We start from the raw sequence: 15691 nt of genomic DNA, 5'->3' as shown, positions 1-15691 counted from the left end.
CTCCTTTTTTTATTTCATTGATTCGACGTACGCGCCAAAAGCCGAGCCCGACATGCCTGGGGACACGCGCACGCGATGGAGGGCGTACATTCCCTGGTCTCTCGAAGCCGCGCCCGGTTCTGTCGTCACGCCCATTTGATAGCCCGTTTCTTTGGCGGCTTTCAGCGTCTCCTCATTGTAGCGCCCTACCGGATAGCTGATGATGGTGGTTTTCTGATGAAACATGTGGTCAAACAGTTTTTTCGAATCTGCCATCTCGCTTTGCTGCCGTTGAGGCGTTAACCCATTCAGTTCAAGGTGGTCAATTGTATGGCTTTCAATCGATATGCCGTGCTGTGTCATTTCTTTCATTTGGTCCTCTGTCAGATGGTGCTTATGTCCGATCGATTTGCCGATCATAAAAATCGTCGCCTTCATCCCGTACTTTTTCAGCACCGGATACGCGTCTTGATAGTTGTCGGTGTAGCCGTCATCAAACGTAATTAGCACGCATTTCTCACACGGCTTTTTATCCTGCGTCAGCATGAGATACGCCTCTTTTGGCGTTAATGTCTGATAGTCGTTATCGTGCAGCCACTTCATATGCGCTTCGAATTCTTTCTTTGGGACACGAAGGCTGTTTCCTGAGGAAATGCTGTGGTACATCAAAATCGGCAGCTTTGCCGGTGTCTCTGTTTTGATCCATCCGGCTGTATCGTTTTCTTTTTTCTGAACTTGTACTGCTTTTTCTTCCGGTTTCTTTTGTTCCGCTTTGGGCATCGTCTGCTCTGCATTCGCCTCTTGATCAGCGCAAGCCGCAAGAGCCAAGCAGCTTCCCACAAGAAAGATGCTTAAGATAAAACGTTTCATCGGTTCCCTGCTTTCTGTCTATTTCTTCCTCCTTTTTCATCGGTCTGATTCTGAGATTTTCAATAGCAAAAAACCGGACATGAAATCATGACCGGCTCACATTTAAGAAAACTGATTCAAAACCAGCGAGGTTAACAGGCCGAGTGCGGCGATTAAACCTGTCATCGGACCGCTGTCTTCGTACGCCTCAGGCATCATCGTTGAAGCAATCATCGCAATGATGCCTCCGCCCGCAAATGCTGCAATCGCTGACATGATTTCTTCAGAAGCGCCGTCAAGAAAGAAAAACCCTGACCATGAGGCAAGAATTGAAATCACGAGCACCGCGGCCCAAAGCAGCATAATTTTCGTTTTCGAGTACCCGCTGTTTTTCAGTCCTGCTGTACTAGACAGCCCTTCAGGGATGTTGCTGATAAAAATGGCGATCACCAAAAGAAAGCTGACCGATTGTTCTTCGAGAAGGCTGGCGCCAATCATAATCGATTCTGGTACAGCGTCCATGATCGTGCCGATAAAAATGGCGATTCCGCCGCCGGCAGCTGTTTGTCCCGATCTTTTTCTTTGTGACGCGCCCCGTTTGGAAACCGCGTAGTCAAAAATCGTAAACACAACAGCCCCCGCAATAAATCCCGCGCCTGTCGACACGATTCCGCCCTCTGCTACTGCGTCCCCAAGAAGCTCGTAAGCGGCCGCGCCTATTAATACACCTGTGCCAAAAGCCATAATATAGCCGATGATCTGTTTGCGAATCGGAAGAAACATGGACGCCAGCGCGCCCAGCAGCACAGCAGAGCCCGATATCCCGCCCCACATTGCCGCATTCCACATCTCTATCTCCCCTTTCTTACCAACCACTACCCGCTGCCGTTTTTTCCGTAAACCTCGCAAACAAAGAACAAAAAACCGGACATGTCTCCATGTCCGGTTTTGCTGATCTTATCGAATTCTCACTTCTGTCTCACTGTCAAAGAAATGGCCTTTATTCATATCAAATGCAACCGTCAGCTCATCGCCTGATTGAATATCGAGGCGGGCGTCGATCCGCGCAATAAAGTCTTGGTTGTCGATCTGCGAATAAATCATGATTTCTGAACCGAGCAGCTCTGCGACATTGATTTTTGCTTTAATCGAGGAGTTCTTATACGATTCCACGACAATCAATTCATCATGAATATCCTCAGGACGGATGCCGAAGATGACCTCTTTGCCGATGTAGCCTTTTTCACGCAGCACCTTCATTTTTCCTTCCGGGACGGTTAATGCCGCAGAACCGATTTTGATTAAGCCATCCGTGAGCTTTCCTTTGAAAAAGTTCATCGCTGGTGATCCGATAAACCCGCCGACAAAGACGTTTTCAGGAAACTCGTATACATCCTTCGGCGTCCCGATCTGCTGGATTTTCCCGTCTTTCATGACTACGATCCGTGTCGCCATCGTCAGCGCTTCTGTCTGGTCATGCGTCACATAAATCGTTGTGGTTTGCAGTCTCTGGTGGAGCTTAATGATTTCCGCCCGCATTTGCACCCTCAGCTTTGCGTCCAGGTTTGACAAAGGCTCATCCATCAGGAACACCTTTGCATCCCGCACGATTGCCCGCCCAAGCGCGACCCGCTGTCTCTGTCCTCCTGACAGCGCTTTCGGTTTACGGTGCAAATATTCCTCAAGTCCGAGAATTTTAGCGGCTTCCTCTACTCTTTTTTTAATTTCTGGCTTCGGCATTTTCCGAAGCTTCAGCCCGAACGCGATATTATCGTAGACCGTCATATGCGGATAGAGCGCGTAGTTTTGAAACACCATTGCGATATCCCTGTCCTTTGGCGCTACATCATTAACCCGTTTTCCTTCAATATAAAAATCGCCTTTCGAAATTTCTTCAAGTCCCGCGACCATTCGCAGCGTCGTTGATTTCCCGCAGCCGGACGGGCCGACGAATACGATAAATTCCTTATCGGCAATATGAAGGTTAAAGTCATCAACCGCAGCTTCCTTCTGATCATAAAATTTATAAATGTGCTCCATCCGCAATTCAGCCATCTAACATCCCCCTTTGTTATTGTAAACGCTTTCTTATATTGAGTGTAACAGCATTTTCCTCTTGCTAAAATGGGCAGCGTTCATAAAATCACCCAGCCCTTTTTCGTGCATATTTCCAATTTATTCTGAACTTTCACTTTGCAGGCAGATAAAATAGGCAAGAAGCGCGCCTTTGTACGATTTGATATCTATCCCTGACCGCTCAATAAATTTATCAATCCGATATTGCAGACTGTTGCGATGCAGATGCAGCTTTTTCGCTGTTAATGTGACGTTTGAGTTGTTTTCAATAAACAGCTTAATGGTCTTCCTTAGCTCAGATTCACTTCCAAATAAAAGCTCAGCTTCTTCAGATAGCAGCGTTGCCAATTTTTCTTTTTCTGTTTCTAATAATATGAAAGGAAAAATCATCTCAAAGGTCACACTCTGCACCTGAGGCAGCCGTTTTTCAGCAAACAGGAAATACGCCTGTTCACGAGCGTAATGTTTTCGCAGGCACTCATCCGGCTCGTAAAATCTTCCCGCGTAAAAACGGACACTGAAGTAGAAATCACTTTCAAGAACCTTAGCGAGCGATTCCAGTTCGTCCTTCTCCGCCGCCGCTTCACTTTCCTGCTCAACAATGACGCCTCTGTCCTCATGGATCCACACAATCACAAAAGACACCGGCCAAAAATGGCGTACCGCTTCCGTAAAGGACGTCCTGTCTATTTTGCCGAATAAATGAAAGTGAACAAACCTTGTCCGTTTCTTTATATTCGCCGGCAATTCTCCTCTTGAAAAAAGGAACGAAAACCACTTGTTTTCCTCCGGTGATTTCATAGACATTTGATTGCCCTCATCCGCAGCCGTCAAAAATGACTGCAGCACCAATACCTCTTTTTCGCTGATCTCTGTTTTCGGAATGGAGATGTATCTCTGACTGCTCTCATCAAAAAAACATAGACAGCCTTCCCTTATGCAAAGCTCCTCAGACACAGTCGAACCGGGATAAATAGCCAGCAGCGATTTCATAGAGTCTCCTCTCTTATGCAAGGATCTGTATATTCAGTATAAGGCGAAATACACATGTTCTCCACTAAAAAAGAGTATATCCGGTATAGATAGACGAAAAACTGAAAGAGAACCTCATTCGTTTACATATTGGCGGCAGCGGAAATAGAAGAGGATATGCGGGACCAAAAGGAGGGGCATCTTATGAGTTTCGAAACGTTAAACAAAAGTTTTATCAACGGAAAATGGACTGAGGGAGAAAGCGGACGTACGGAGGACATTTTGAATCCGTATGACCAGTCTGTGATCACAACAGCATCTTTGGCAACGGGCAAACAGCTGGAGGATGCGTTTGACATTGCACAGAAAGCCCAAAAAGAGTGGGCCAAAAGCACGACGGAAGACCGAAAAGCCGTGCTGCAAAAAGCGCGCGGCTTTTTACAGGAAAACCGTGATGACATCATTATGATGATCGCTCGCGAAACTGGCGGAACGATTATGAAATCAACGATTGAGCTGGAACAAACGATTGCCATTTTAGATGAAGCCATGACGTATACTGGTGAATTAGGCGGCGTCAAAGAAGTTCCATCAGACATTGAGGGGAAAATCAATAAGATTTACCGCCTTCCGCTCGGTGTCATTTCATCGATTTCTCCATTTAATTTTCCGATGAATTTATCTATGAGAACGATTGCGCCCGCTATTGCGCTGGGAAACAGCGTTGTTCACAAGCCTGATATCCAAACCGCTCTTTCCGGCGGAACCATCATTGCGAAAGCGTTTGAGCACGCTGGTCTTCCTGCCGGTGTCCTTAACGTCATGCTGGCGGATGTAAAGGAAATCGGGGACGGCATGCTCACCAATCCAATCCCAAGATTAATCAGCTTTACGGGATCAACAGCAGTCGGGCGCCACATCGGTGAAATCGCCGGCCGTGCCTTCAAACGGATGGCACTTGAGCTCGGCGGCAACAATCCATTTGCCGTCCTTTCAGATGCGGATGTCGATCGTGCTGTCGATGCCGCGATTTTCGGTAAATTTATTCACCAGGGACAAATCTGTATGATTATCAATAGGATCATCGTTCATCAGGATGTATACGATGAGTTTGTAGAAAAATTCACCTCCCGTGTCAAACAGCTTCCGTACGGTGATCAAACCGATCCGAAAACCGTTGTCGGCCCGCTGATTAACGAGCGCCAAATCGAGAAAGCGCTGGAGATCATTGAGCAGGCAAAGGCAGACGGCATAGAGCTTGCGGTTGAAGGAAAACGTGTCGGAAACGTACTCACGCCGTACGTCTTTGTCGGCGCGGACAACAACAGCAAAATTGCCCAAACGGAGCTGTTTGCCCCAATCGCAACCATTATCAAAGCCGGCAGCGATCAGGAAGCGATTGACATGGCAAATGATACCGAGTATGGCCTCAGCTCTGCGGTTTTCACTTCTGATTTAGAAAAAGGCGAAAAGCTCGCCCTGCAAATTGACAGCGGCATGACCCATGTCAACGACCAGTCCGTCAATGATTCACCGAATATTGCCTTTGGCGGAAACAAAGCAAGCGGTGTCGGCCGCTTCGGCAATCCGTGGGTCGTCGAGGAATTTACCGTGACGAAATGGATTTCGATCCAGAAGCAATACCGCAAATATCCGTTCTAAACGAAAAAATCCCTCTGCTTCAAGTACAGAGGGATTTTTCTTTATTTTGATATGTCCACAAATCCTTCACCAAACACGTCGCGTACATCATGAACGATCACAAACGCTTTTTTGTCGCAGCTTCTAATGATTTTTTTCAGCATGGACAGCTCCTGTTTGTTAATGACGATATACAAAATCTCCTTTGATTGGCCCGTATAATTTCCCTTCCCTGATAAAATCGTCACGCCCCGATCCATCAAGGTATTTACCTGCTCTGCAATCTCACTCTTATTTTCTGAAATGACCGTAATGGCTTTTTTCGTATTCAAACCTTCAATAATGAAGTCCATCACTTTCGTACCGATATACAGCATCACGATCGTAAACATCATTTTTTCCGCACCAATAATAAAATAAGAGCTAAATACTACGATTAAATCAAAAAACAAGAGCGCATAGCTGATATTCCAATCTAAATATTTATTAGCAATTCTGGCCAGAATCGCGGAACCGGCTGTCGTCCCGCCGACCCGGATAATCATGCCGATCCCGACTCCCGCAAATACACCTGCGAAAATCGTATTAATAATCAATTCATCAGACGGAATGCTCCACCCATGTGTCAGATGAAGAAAAAGCGAATTTGCCGCGACCGCAATGATCGTATAAACGGTTGTTTTTCCATCCAGAAACTTGTAGCCGATTAAAAGCAAAAACGCATTTAAGATAAAGTTCGTGACACCAGGAGACCATTGAAACAGATAATACAATATCAGCGTAATCCCAGTGACTCCGCCTTCCCCAAGATCATTGGGAATCGCAAATAAATTAACCGCAAGCGCGAAGAAAAAAGCGCCAATCACAAGCATAAGTACATCCAGCATTCTCTTTTTCATCACGAAAACACTCCTTCTCATAGTTCTGTTCTAGCAAATAAAAAAACCCAGGAGAACGCTCTCGCAAAAAGAGCAGAAACTCCTGGGCTTTTATCCCACCGTGTCATAACAGCCAAGCTGCTATGTGTTTTCTCTCGGTCACAGTCCAATTTGCATTGCGGAACCCTAGAAAACCACTGTTTTGATCATATCCTTTTCACTTTCCAATATTAGCATTATACGGGACGGCTCGAATTGGTTCAAGGGGTATTTGCGGAGATTTCATCAGTAAATTAATAGAATTAAAAAGATGGTCGCTGTTAATAAATAAAAGATTTAGTCGATATGATAAAAAGTACCCCCTTTTAAGAAAAAACTAAAATCACATTTCTAATTTATCATTGACTATATGAGATTATATAGGCAAAATGGAACATATATATTAAACAATTAATTACATAGGAGGAAATATAATGTCAGTTAAACTATTGCACTGCAAAGCTTGCGGTCAAGAGATTGCAAAAGGTGTTAAAAAATGTCCAAATTGCGGTAAAGACCAACGCAACTTTTTTATGAGACATAAAATCATCACGTTAATTTTAGCAATAGTAGTCATTATCATTATTGCAAACCTTGGAAACAGCGGAGACTCTCAAGCTTCTACTACAACAACCAGCTCCACATCTAAAAAGTCGACAAAAACAGTGCAAAAGGCTGATATGGAGAAACTATATACCAATGCCAATCAATTCAAAAATTATAAAGTCGATCTGTATGTAAAAGTTTTTGACGTTGAACAGGACGATGATGGTACATATCTTCAAGGCTACAATAATCCAGAAAAGTTAAGCAAAAATACGCTTATAATGAGCGACGACTCTGATTTAGACATTAAAGATGACGACATTATTCATGTAGTCGGTACGGTGAAAGACAAATATGATGGTGAAAATGCTTTGGGCGGTTCCGTTTCAGCACCGAGAATCATTGCCGATTCCATTGAAAAAAGCGACTATGCAACAGCTTTTGCTCCAGCTCAAAAAACAATTAACGTGAATAAAACACAGAATCAGCACGGATTTGCACTCACGCTTCAAAAAGTGGAACTTGCTGAAAAAGAAACTCGCCTTTATGTAAAGATAGAAAACAAATCACAAGATGAAATCAGCTTTTATGACTTCAATGCCAAAATTACAGCTGATAATAAACAGATTGAGCCTAAATCCGACCTTTCTGAGTATCCTGAAATTCAAAGTGAAATCTTACCGGGAGTTAAAACTGAAGGAATTATTGTTTTCCCTAAAATCGACAGCAAAACGGCAAACATTATTTTAGAAGGATCTTCCGAAAACTACGATATTACAATCAATCCATTTACATTTGAAGTAAACTTAGATAAATAACAAAAGGCTGGGGAGAACCCCAGCCTTTTGTTATTTTACACTCTTATACCCATTCACATTAGAAGACTGCCATCTCCAGGAATCAGCGCACATTTCCTCAAGGCCGCGTTTCGCTTCCCAGCCCAGTTCCCGCTTGGCTTTCGCAGGGTCTGCGAAGCAGGTGGCGATGTCTCCCGGGCGACGGTCCGCAAAACGGTACGGAATCTCTTTCCCTGACACTTTTTCAAAGGCTTTGACCATTTCAAGCACACTGTAGCCTGTGCCTGTTCCAAGGTTGTATGCATCGGCCCCAGTGGAGTTCAATACTTTTTCCAACGCTTTGACATGGCCTTCTGCGAGATCAACGACGTGAATATAATCGCGTACGCCTGTCCCATCTTTTGTCGGATAGTCATTTCCGAATACGCTTAATTGCTCAAGCTTGCCAACGGCTACCTGTGCCACATACGGCATGAGGTTATTCGGAATTCCGTTCGGGTCTTCACCGATCCGTCCGCTTGGATGGGCACCGAACGGATTAAAGTAACGAAGCAGCGCAACGCTCCACTCGTTGTCGGCTGTATGCAAATCACGCAATATTTGTTCCAGCATGAGCTTCGTCTGTCCATAAGGGTTTGTCGCGCCTAATGGAAAGTCTTCCGTAATCGGCGATGTTTCCGGAACGCCGTACACTGTCGCAGATGAACTGAATACGATTTTCTTGACGCCGTATTTCTCCATGGTCTCGCATAAAATAAACGTTCCTGTCAGATTGTTATGATAATATTTGAGCGGAATCGCAACAGATTCACCGACTGCTTTTAACCCCGCAAAATGAATCACAGCTTCGATTTCATTTTCAGCAAAAACGGAATCTATCGCTTCCCGGTCCAATAAATCCGCTTCGTAGAACGTTAAATCTTTTCCTGTAATCTCCTTTACACGGTTCAGCGCTTCAGCCGAACTGTTGGACAGATTATCAAGAACAACAATCTCGTAGCCGCTGTTCAATAGTTCAACACATGTGTGGCTGCCAATGTATCCGGCACCGCCAGTAACAAGTATTGCCATGATGTAAACCCTCCTAAAAAATGACCTGATTTCATTATATAGTGTTTAGAACCGGTCCACATCCATTTTCAAGAAGTTTAATCGTTTATTAATAGTTTCTTCATATATTATCAGCATTTTCATACCTTTATGCAGCTCGAACAAGTCTATCAGCTGAAAAATCAATCTGCCGGTTGACGTTTTTCTTTCCTATTTTCGCTATGCTTAATGCAGAAAGGATTTGATGACATGGCGATGAGCCCTTATATTTTTATTGTCTTTATTCTTATTGTTTTATCGATGTACCGGGAGAGAACTGTCAGACCCGGGAAGTTGCTGATCATTCCGCTGCTGCTCTTATGGGGCGTATCCGCATCGTTTCAGCCGGCGTATTTTCATTCCGTATTACATGTTGCGATCAGCGGCATTTTATTACTGATCGGGCTGGCCTGCGGGTTTGGCATTGGAAAGATGGTAAACGTGCGGATTCACCCGGAAACCGGAAAGGTCACTTCACGCGGCTCCCTTGGAAGTGTTATTCTCATTCTAGTGATACTTTCTTTGCGCATGGCCGCGAGAAGATGGCTTCCTGAGAGCAACGAAATGTTTATTGCCATTATTCATTCTATGTTCTTCATTCCCCTCGGCACCATCACAGCCCGTAACATTATGCTTTATAAAGCATACAGACAGCTGACCGCTGGCAAGGTATCCATTCAATAACTGAAAGAAGGACCAGCATGAACGGACTATCTCCGGCTCGGCACTACAAGAAGCTTGTGCCGAGCCTTATTCTCATTTTGAATTGCATACAGTTTTTATCTCACCCAGCCAAAGCTGATCCCATTTTGCTGGCATTTGTATTTGCGATGTACTTAGCATTCATTTGGGTCATTCCCTATGTGGCATCCGCTGCTGTTCATTTGAGCATATTCGTCGGGCTTTGGCTCCTGACCGTTTTTCTTTGGGCTGTTTCAGGCCAAGAGCAGGGAGCCGCCTTTTTCTTACTCGTATTTTTAATGGTTTATGCGGCCATAAAGCTTCCTGCACGGCTGTCTTTGATCTTTACAGTGTGCCTAATTGGGGGCAATGTTTTCTTTTTGTATACTGTTTTTGACACCAGCTGGGACGATATCGTCAGCAACATCTCGATCATGATCGGGTTGTACGTCCTCTTCTCCTCCATGCGTTTCAGACGAGAAGCGAGAAAGGAGGCTGAGCGAAATCATGCTGAATTGGCGAAAATGCATGTGCAGCTGGAGCATGCTCATCAAGAACTCCAGAAAGCGCATGCAGAGCTGCAGGAGGCATCTGTTCTTTCATTAAGGTACGCGGTCCTCGAGGAGCGTACAAGAATTGCCCGAGACATTCATGACAGCATCGGCCATGAGCTGACTTCTGTGATTGTTCAGCTTCAATCTCTTCCCTATATCCTCAAAAGCAGCGAGGAGGATTCAGAAAAAGTCATTCAAAATGTACTGAGTGTCGCCAGAGAATGTCTTCAAGAAGTGCGGTCTGTCGTTCACCAAATGGGCCGAAGTGAATCGATGGTGGGACTTGCCGCTTTGCGGGGGCTCATTCATCAAGTGGAGGAACGGAGCGGCTTGCACGTTTCTTTAGATACTGCCGGACTGTCAGAAGAGTCTTGGCCTCAAAACATAAGCGAAACGATTTACCGCATCTTGCAGGAAGCGCTGACCAATATCATTCGTCACGCCGACGCTTCTCATGCGGCGACTGTCATTTCTAACGACGAGACCCATCTCTATGTCACAATCATCGACGACGGACAATTCACCGGCAGCCTTACTTATGGATTTGGCCTGACAGGAATGAAAGAACGCGCTGAAAAAGCAGGCGGTTCCCTTACTTTTAGCGCCGTGCAGCCGAGCGGCCTGCAAATTGAGCTGTCATTGCCGCTCACGACAACGAATAAGGAGCAAAAAGATGAACAAAGATAAAATACGCGTCGCGCTTGCCGATGATCAGCCGCTTGTGCGTGAAGGCTTCCGGTACGTCATCAACGCCCAGACGGATATGACAGTTTCTGGCGAGGCCGGCGACGGTCACGATATTATAGCACTCGCAAAACAAACAAAACCTGACGTCATCCTCATGGATGTCCAGATGCCGCATTGCTCAGGCATCGAAGCGGCGAAAGACATCATGTCCGCCCTTCCAGATACAAAGATTGTCATTTTAACGACCTTTGACACGGAGGAATATGTATTTGAAGGCATCCGTGCAGGCGCAGTCGGCTATTTGCTGAAGGATGCGCTTCCTGAAGAATTGATAGATGCGATTCGCGCTGCGGCCAAGGGCGAGGCGATTTTCCGCACAGTCACGGCCGCTAAAATTATCAGTGAGACATTTCGGGCGAAACAGCAAACTCATGTCGAAGAACTGGCAGAGCCGTTCACCAAAAGAGAGCTCGAGGTTCTTCAGCAAATGGCCTACGGGCTGAGAAATGAGGACATTGCGGAAAAGCTTTTCGTCAGTGAAAGCACTGTGAAAACCCACGTGCACCGCATCCTGCAAAAATGCAATGCCCAAGACCGGACACAGGCAGTCGTTTTTGCCATTCGAAACGGTATTGTGCAATAGAAATCTCTCAGCCCGCCATGATAAAATAAGACAAAGGAGATGATTGGAAATGAAAGAAGAAATCATTGAACGGTTTACTACATATGTAAAAGTCGACACACAGTCCGATGAATCCGTTGACACCTGTCCTTCCACACCCGGCCAATTGACATTAGGAAACATGCTCGTTGATGAGTTGAAGTCCATCGGCATGCAGGATGCAGCCATTGATGAAAATGGCTATGTCATGGCGACGCTCCCCTCCAATACTGAAAAAGACGTGCCGACAATCGGCTTTCTCGCTCACGTCGACACCGCTACAGACTTTACCGGCAAAAACGTGAATCCGCAAATCATCGAAAGCTATGATGGTAATGACATCGTTCTTAACGAACAGCTGCAGGTCACCCTGTCACCTGATCAATTCCCTGAGCTGTCTGGCTATAAGGGCCACACACTCATCACCACAGACGGCACCACCCTTCTCGGCGCAGACAATAAGGCCGGTATCGCTGAAATCATGACAGCCATGGATTACCTCATCAAACACCCAGAAATCAAGCACGGCACAATCAGAGTCGCCTTTACGCCTGATGAAGAAATCGGAAGAGGACCGCACAAATTTGATGTGAAACAGTTCAATGCATCCTTTGCCTACACGGTTGATGGCGGCCCGCTCGGCGAGCTTGAATACGAAAGCTTCAATGCCGCTGCCGCGAAAATTACGATTAAAGGCAACAACGTACATCCCGGAACGGCAAAAGGGAAAATGATCAACTCTGCGAAAATCGCGATGAAGCTGAACAGCCTTCTGCCGGCAGACGAAGCGCCTGAATATACAGAAGGCTATGAAGGCTTCTACCATCTGCTGTCGATTCAAGGAGACGTAGAGGAAACAAAGCTTCACTACATTATCAGAGACTTTGACAAAGAGAACTTCCAGAGCAGAAAAGAAACAATGAAGCGCGCCGTTGAAGAACTTCAGAACGAATACGGGCAAGACCGGATTTTGCTGGATATGAACGACCAGTACTACAACATGAGAGAGAAAATTTTACCTGTCATCGAAATCGTCAACATTGCCAAGCAAGCGATGGAAAACCTCGGCATCGAACCGAAGATTTCCCCTATCCGCGGCGGCACCGACGGATCGCAGCTGTCCTACATGGGACTCCCGACGCCAAATATCTTTACCGGCGGGGAAAACTTCCACGGCAAATTTGAATACATCTCAGCTGATAACATGGTCAAAGCCGTAAATGTCATCGTTGAGATTGCAAAGCTGTTTGAAGAGCAAGCGTAATGCCAAAAGCCAGTCCAAAAAAGGGCTGGTTTTTTTTATGTGAAAATGAAACATTTTAAACACGTCCTCCGTAAAACAAGTATCAACAAATGAGGAGGAAAAACAATGACAAAACATGCAATTGCTGCAAAGAGCCTATTGAAAAAATGGATCATTTCCAGGCCGCTTAACACGCAAAAGAAATCCAGCCCATTTCAAAAAATCAGAAAAATGTTCAAACGCTTCTTCTGACCAGACATCCAAATCCCCAAAACAAAATCCGCATTCTCTCGTACCGCCCAAATGCTCCGTAATTTGGGTTTTTTGTGTTCAATTCCGCAAAATAGGGTATAAACTAATCAAGAAAGATGACAGCATCCAAAAACAGGTAATTTGAATTACTTTAATTTAGGTTAAAAGTTATATAAAGGAATTCATTTTATCGTCGATAGTAACTATAGAACCAATCATCAACAAGAACAATCACCATAATGCAAGACTATTTTCAGGTCATCAGGTTAGACTGTTTTTGAGGGGCAGTTATTTATTTTTATTTGATTTAGAATTTTTTGAATACTTTTTGACTTTTTATCCGTACAATAGAGAGTACCAAAACTTTTTTTGGGAGGTATGTAATATGATCCTATTTATTATCATCGCTTTATGCGGCTATCTTCTTTTTTCTTTCAGCAAGGACAATCGCCGCAAACCGCAAAAGACAAGCCCTCTTCCAGCAGCCGCATCTCATCACAACAACCTAATCGACCTTGACGCTATCCGCCAAAAACGCCGGATGCATCTTTCCTAATTCTATATTTCAAACGAAAAGGCTGCGGAATGACGCAGCCTTTTAAAATTATGTTGAGATAGAGCCTGAAACCTTTTTATCCTCTATCCGTAATTTCATACAAGGCAAATCCAAAAGGAGACTTCTGCAATGATCGAGTTATTTATGAAACAAAAAATGTTCTCATTTAAAGATGCATTCCACATTTATGACCGGGATGAACAAGAAATCTTCAAGGTGGAGGGGCGTTTTTTCTCGTTAGGGGACTCATTACAAATGACAGATTCATCCGGGAAAACGCTCGTTTCCATAGAACAAAAACTCATGTCTTTATTGCCGCGCTATGAGATTTCAATTGGTGGGAAAACAGTTTGTGAGGTAACGAAGAAAGTAACGTTTTTCAAACCGAAATTTGTGATTTCCGGCCTTAACTGGGAAATCGATGGTGACTTATGGAGGGATGAATTCCAGCTGACGGACGGGGAAAATGTCCGGATGTCAGTGAGCAAAAAGTGGCTCAGCTGGGGTGATTCCTATCATTTGCAGATTGCAAACGAGGAAGATGTTCTGATTTGCACTGCCATCGCGATCGTGCTTGATATGGTTTTATATAACGATGAAGATGAAAGTATTTTCTAAAAAGCATTGACAATTGATCCAAAAGTAATAATATTAAGATAATTGAAATCTAAATATGAAGTTGTACCTTATCAAGAGAGGTGGAGGGACTGGCCCTATGATACCCGGCAACCGCTGTTTCAAACAGAATGGTGCTAAATCCTTAAGAACATTGCGTTCTTGCAGATGAGGCGGAGATTTGATCGTTCAAGCTCTTCCTTACACAAAGGAAGAGCTTTTTACATGCTCAATAATTCAGAAAGAGGCGAATAACATGGCCCAACAAACGAATGTTACAGGACAAAAAACAGAAAAACAACGCAAAGCACCTTTCCGCGCCGATCACGTCGGCAGTTTGCTTCGTTCCGCTACGGTGAAGGAAGCCCGGCAAAAAAAAGCGGCAGGTGAGATAACAGCGAAACAGCTTCGTGATATCGAAAATCAAGAAATCACCCGCATCGTGGAAAAACAAAAAGAAATCGGTCTTGAAGTGGTAACAGACGGGGAATTCCGCCGTTCCTGGTGGCATTATGACTTCTTGGAAGGACTTGACGGAGTGGAACCCTTCATCCCGGCTGAGGGGATTCAGTTCCATAACGCGAAAACGAAAGCGCGCAGCATCAAAGTGACGGGAAAACTCGATTTTACGAGCCACCCAGCACTTGCTGATTATCAATTTTTACATGAAGTTGCCGGGGGCGCGATACCAAAGCTGACGATTCCGAGCCCGAATATGCTGTTTTTTGGCGAAAAGGCGGATAAAGGCATCTATGACGATCAAGAGGAATATTTTCATGATTTGGCCCAAGCGTACAAAAAGGCAATCAAAGCCTTCTATGATGTTGGCTGCCGTTATCTCCAGCTTGATGATACGTCATGGTCTCTCTTCTTTGAGGAAAAAGGCAGAGAGGTTGTCCGGGCACTCGGAGGCGATCCAGAAACATTGCCCGCCTTGTTTGCCAAAACGATTAACGATGCAGTGGCAGACCGGCCTGATGATTTAACGATCACAATGCACATTTGCCGCGGCAACTTCCGCTCAACCTGGGCGGCATCAGGAGGGTACGACGCTGTAGCGGAAACGATTTTGGACGGCTTAAACCTTGACGGCCTGTTTTTGGAATACGACGATGACCGCTCCGGAAACTTTGATCCGCTCCGTTTTGTGAAACGAAAGGATCTGCAAATCGTGCTCGGCTTGATCACATCGAAATACGGCGAGCTTGAAAATCCAGAGGATGTGAAACGCCGTATCAATGAAGCGGCGCGTTTTGTCAGCTTGGATCAGCTATGCCTCAGCCCGCAGTGCGGTTTCGCCTCTACAGAAGAAGGCAACCTTTTGACAGAGGAACAGCAATGGGCCAAGCTTCGCCATGTCATCGACATCGCCAACGATGTGTGGAGATAATCTATCATTGACAGAAACAGAAAATGTGTGAATAATAGATACTATCAGAAAATTTCATAAAAAGGTTTTCCTTATCAAGAGAGGTGGAGGGACTGGCCCTGCGATACCCGGCAACCGCTGTTTAACAGAATGGTGCTAAATCCTTTAGAGCAATGATTGCTCTTGAAGATAAGGTTGAGATTGTCA

At 45.1% G+C, this 15691-nt stretch carries 16 protein-coding genes and 3 riboswitches; of the genes, 10 read left to right on the top strand and 6 right to left on the bottom strand.

The genetic code is table 11. The features are described 5' to 3' along the window. Positions 1 to 9 precede the first annotated feature (9 nt). From NZD81_RS12590 to NZD81_RS12575, 4 genes are all read right to left on the bottom strand, one after another. Positions 10 to 849, bottom strand: a complete 840-nt coding sequence (locus tag NZD81_RS12590) for a polysaccharide deacetylase family protein (RefSeq protein ID WP_289860631.1) — start codon at positions 847 to 849, stop codon at positions 10 to 12. A 102-nt stretch (positions 850 to 951) separates the two neighbouring features. Then, entirely contained in the window at positions 952 to 1677 is a 726-nt protein-coding gene (locus tag NZD81_RS12585) for a ZIP family metal transporter (protein WP_041521454.1), read from the bottom strand. A 108-nt stretch (positions 1678 to 1785) separates the two neighbouring features. Beyond that, on the bottom strand, positions 1786 to 2883 hold the full coding sequence (gene msmX, locus NZD81_RS12580; RefSeq protein ID WP_282373808.1) for a maltodextrin ABC transporter ATP-binding protein MsmX: 1098 nt from the start codon (positions 2881 to 2883) through the stop codon (positions 1786 to 1788). Positions 2884 to 3003: 120 nt separating this feature from the next. Beyond that, a complete protein-coding gene (locus tag NZD81_RS12575) occupies positions 3004 to 3897 on the bottom strand; it encodes a PucR family transcriptional regulator (RefSeq protein ID WP_040081369.1) in 894 nt (297 codons plus the stop codon). A gap of 183 nt (positions 3898 to 4080) precedes the next feature. Between NZD81_RS12575 and NZD81_RS12570 the strand changes: the two genes are divergently transcribed. Further along, entirely contained in the window at positions 4081 to 5538 is a 1458-nt protein-coding gene (locus NZD81_RS12570; protein WP_282373809.1) for an aldehyde dehydrogenase family protein, read from the top strand. Between the two features lie 41 nt (positions 5539 to 5579). On the opposite strand, the gene NZD81_RS12565 is transcribed toward NZD81_RS12570, so the two are convergent. Continuing rightward, entirely contained in the window at positions 5580 to 6416 is an 837-nt protein-coding gene (locus NZD81_RS12565) for a YitT family protein (RefSeq protein WP_003242615.1), read from the bottom strand. 77 nt (positions 6417 to 6493) lie between these two features. Beyond that, positions 6494 to 6596: riboswitch (guanidine-I (ykkC/yxkD leader) on the bottom strand. Between the two features lie 272 nt (positions 6597 to 6868). Here NZD81_RS12565 and NZD81_RS21290 point away from each other — a divergent pair. Next, positions 6869 to 7798 (top strand): zinc ribbon domain-containing protein, encoded by a 930-nt coding sequence (locus NZD81_RS21290; protein ID WP_282373810.1) that lies wholly within the window; start codon positions 6869 to 6871, stop codon positions 7796 to 7798. A gap of 30 nt (positions 7799 to 7828) precedes the next feature. Here NZD81_RS21290 and galE read toward each other — a convergent pair whose 3' ends face one another. After that, complete coding sequence (gene galE / locus NZD81_RS12555; protein WP_069150592.1) at positions 7829 to 8848, bottom strand: UDP-glucose 4-epimerase GalE; 1020 nt, start codon at positions 8846 to 8848, stop codon at positions 7829 to 7831. A 228-nt stretch (positions 8849 to 9076) separates the two neighbouring features. Here galE and NZD81_RS12550 point away from each other — a divergent pair, with 228 nt between their 5' ends. The 8 genes from NZD81_RS12550 (at position 9077) to NZD81_RS12515 (ending at position 15505) form a co-directional block, all read left to right on the top strand. Beyond that, positions 9077 to 9550, top strand: coding sequence for a DUF1453 domain-containing protein (locus tag NZD81_RS12550; RefSeq protein ID WP_282373811.1), 474 nt, complete (start codon positions 9077 to 9079; stop codon positions 9548 to 9550). 17 nt (positions 9551 to 9567) lie between these two features. Beyond that, positions 9568 to 10788, top strand: a complete 1221-nt coding sequence (locus NZD81_RS12545) for a sensor histidine kinase (RefSeq protein ID WP_282373812.1) — start codon at positions 9568 to 9570, stop codon at positions 10786 to 10788. Next, on the top strand, positions 10775 to 11431 hold the full coding sequence (gene yxjL, locus NZD81_RS12540) for a two-component system response regulator YxJL (protein ID WP_069838414.1): 657 nt from the start codon (positions 10775 to 10777) through the stop codon (positions 11429 to 11431). Before NZD81_RS12545 ends, yxjL begins: the two co-directional genes overlap by 14 nt. Positions 11432 to 11480: 49 nt before the next feature. Beyond that, entirely contained in the window at positions 11481 to 12713 is a 1233-nt protein-coding gene (pepT, locus tag NZD81_RS12535) for a peptidase T (RefSeq protein WP_282373813.1), read from the top strand. 105 nt (positions 12714 to 12818) lie between these two features. Next, positions 12819 to 12944: a hypothetical protein gene (locus NZD81_RS12530; protein ID WP_014665931.1), complete on the top strand. Its 126-nt coding sequence runs from the start codon at positions 12819 to 12821 to the stop codon at positions 12942 to 12944. Between the two features lie 277 nt (positions 12945 to 13221). Further along, positions 13222 to 13500 (top strand): hypothetical protein, encoded by a 279-nt coding sequence (locus tag NZD81_RS12525; RefSeq protein WP_080478290.1) that lies wholly within the window; start codon positions 13222 to 13224, stop codon positions 13498 to 13500. Positions 13501 to 13629: 129 nt separating this feature from the next. Further along, positions 13630 to 14118: an LURP-one-related/scramblase family protein gene (locus NZD81_RS12520; protein ID WP_014665933.1), complete on the top strand. Its 489-nt coding sequence runs from the start codon at positions 13630 to 13632 to the stop codon at positions 14116 to 14118. Positions 14119 to 14183: 65 nt separating this feature from the next. Then, positions 14184 to 14290, top strand: a riboswitch (SAM riboswitch). Positions 14291 to 14371: 81 nt separating this feature from the next. Then, positions 14372 to 15505 carry a 5-methyltetrahydropteroyltriglutamate--homocysteine S-methyltransferase gene (locus tag NZD81_RS12515; RefSeq protein WP_069150809.1) on the top strand — a complete coding sequence of 378 codons (1134 nt, stop codon included), beginning with the start codon at positions 14372 to 14374 and terminating at the stop codon, positions 15503 to 15505. 68 nt (positions 15506 to 15573) lie between these two features. Next, positions 15574 to 15680: riboswitch (SAM riboswitch) on the top strand. Positions 15681 to 15691: the final 11 nt, after the last annotated feature.

This window comes from Bacillus sp. B.PNR1, assembly GCF_030386235.1.
Classification (GTDB): Bacteria; Bacillota; Bacilli; order Bacillales; family Bacillaceae; genus Bacillus; species Bacillus stercoris.
Note: the sequence above shows the minus strand (reverse complement) of the source record. Positions and strands in the feature narration are given on the sequence as shown.

What these genes read in the sequence shown, in the direction of transcription:
- NZD81_RS12590 (WP_289860631.1), bottom strand. Translation starts at nt 849, where the DNA reads ATGAAACGTTTTATCTTAAGCATCTTTCTTGTGGGAAGCTGCTTGGCT.
- NZD81_RS12585 (WP_041521454.1), bottom strand. Translation starts at nt 1,677, where the DNA reads ATGTGGAATGCGGCAATGTGGGGCGGGATATCGGGCTCTGCTGTGCTG.
- msmX (WP_282373808.1), bottom strand. Translation starts at nt 2,883, where the DNA reads ATGGCTGAATTGCGGATGGAGCACATTTATAAATTTTATGATCAGAAG.
- NZD81_RS12575 (WP_040081369.1), bottom strand. Translation starts at nt 3,897, where the DNA reads ATGAAATCGCTGCTGGCTATTTATCCCGGTTCGACTGTGTCTGAGGAG.
- NZD81_RS12570 (WP_282373809.1), top strand. Translation starts at nt 4,081, where the DNA reads ATGAGTTTCGAAACGTTAAACAAAAGTTTTATCAACGGAAAATGGACT.
- NZD81_RS12565 (WP_003242615.1), bottom strand. Translation starts at nt 6,416, where the DNA reads ATGAAAAAGAGAATGCTGGATGTACTTATGCTTGTGATTGGCGCTTTT.
- NZD81_RS21290 (WP_282373810.1), top strand. Translation starts at nt 6,869, where the DNA reads ATGTCAGTTAAACTATTGCACTGCAAAGCTTGCGGTCAAGAGATTGCA.
- galE (WP_069150592.1), bottom strand. Translation starts at nt 8,848, where the DNA reads ATGGCAATACTTGTTACTGGCGGTGCCGGATACATTGGCAGCCACACA.
- NZD81_RS12550 (WP_282373811.1), top strand. Translation starts at nt 9,077, where the DNA reads ATGGCGATGAGCCCTTATATTTTTATTGTCTTTATTCTTATTGTTTTA.
- NZD81_RS12545 (WP_282373812.1), top strand. Translation starts at nt 9,568, where the DNA reads ATGAACGGACTATCTCCGGCTCGGCACTACAAGAAGCTTGTGCCGAGC.
- yxjL (WP_069838414.1), top strand. Translation starts at nt 10,775, where the DNA reads ATGAACAAAGATAAAATACGCGTCGCGCTTGCCGATGATCAGCCGCTT.
- pepT (WP_282373813.1), top strand. Translation starts at nt 11,481, where the DNA reads ATGAAAGAAGAAATCATTGAACGGTTTACTACATATGTAAAAGTCGAC.
- NZD81_RS12530 (WP_014665931.1), top strand. Translation starts at nt 12,819, where the DNA reads ATGACAAAACATGCAATTGCTGCAAAGAGCCTATTGAAAAAATGGATC.
- NZD81_RS12520 (WP_014665933.1), top strand. Translation starts at nt 13,630, where the DNA reads ATGATCGAGTTATTTATGAAACAAAAAATGTTCTCATTTAAAGATGCA.
- NZD81_RS12515 (WP_069150809.1), top strand. Translation starts at nt 14,372, where the DNA reads ATGGCCCAACAAACGAATGTTACAGGACAAAAAACAGAAAAACAACGC.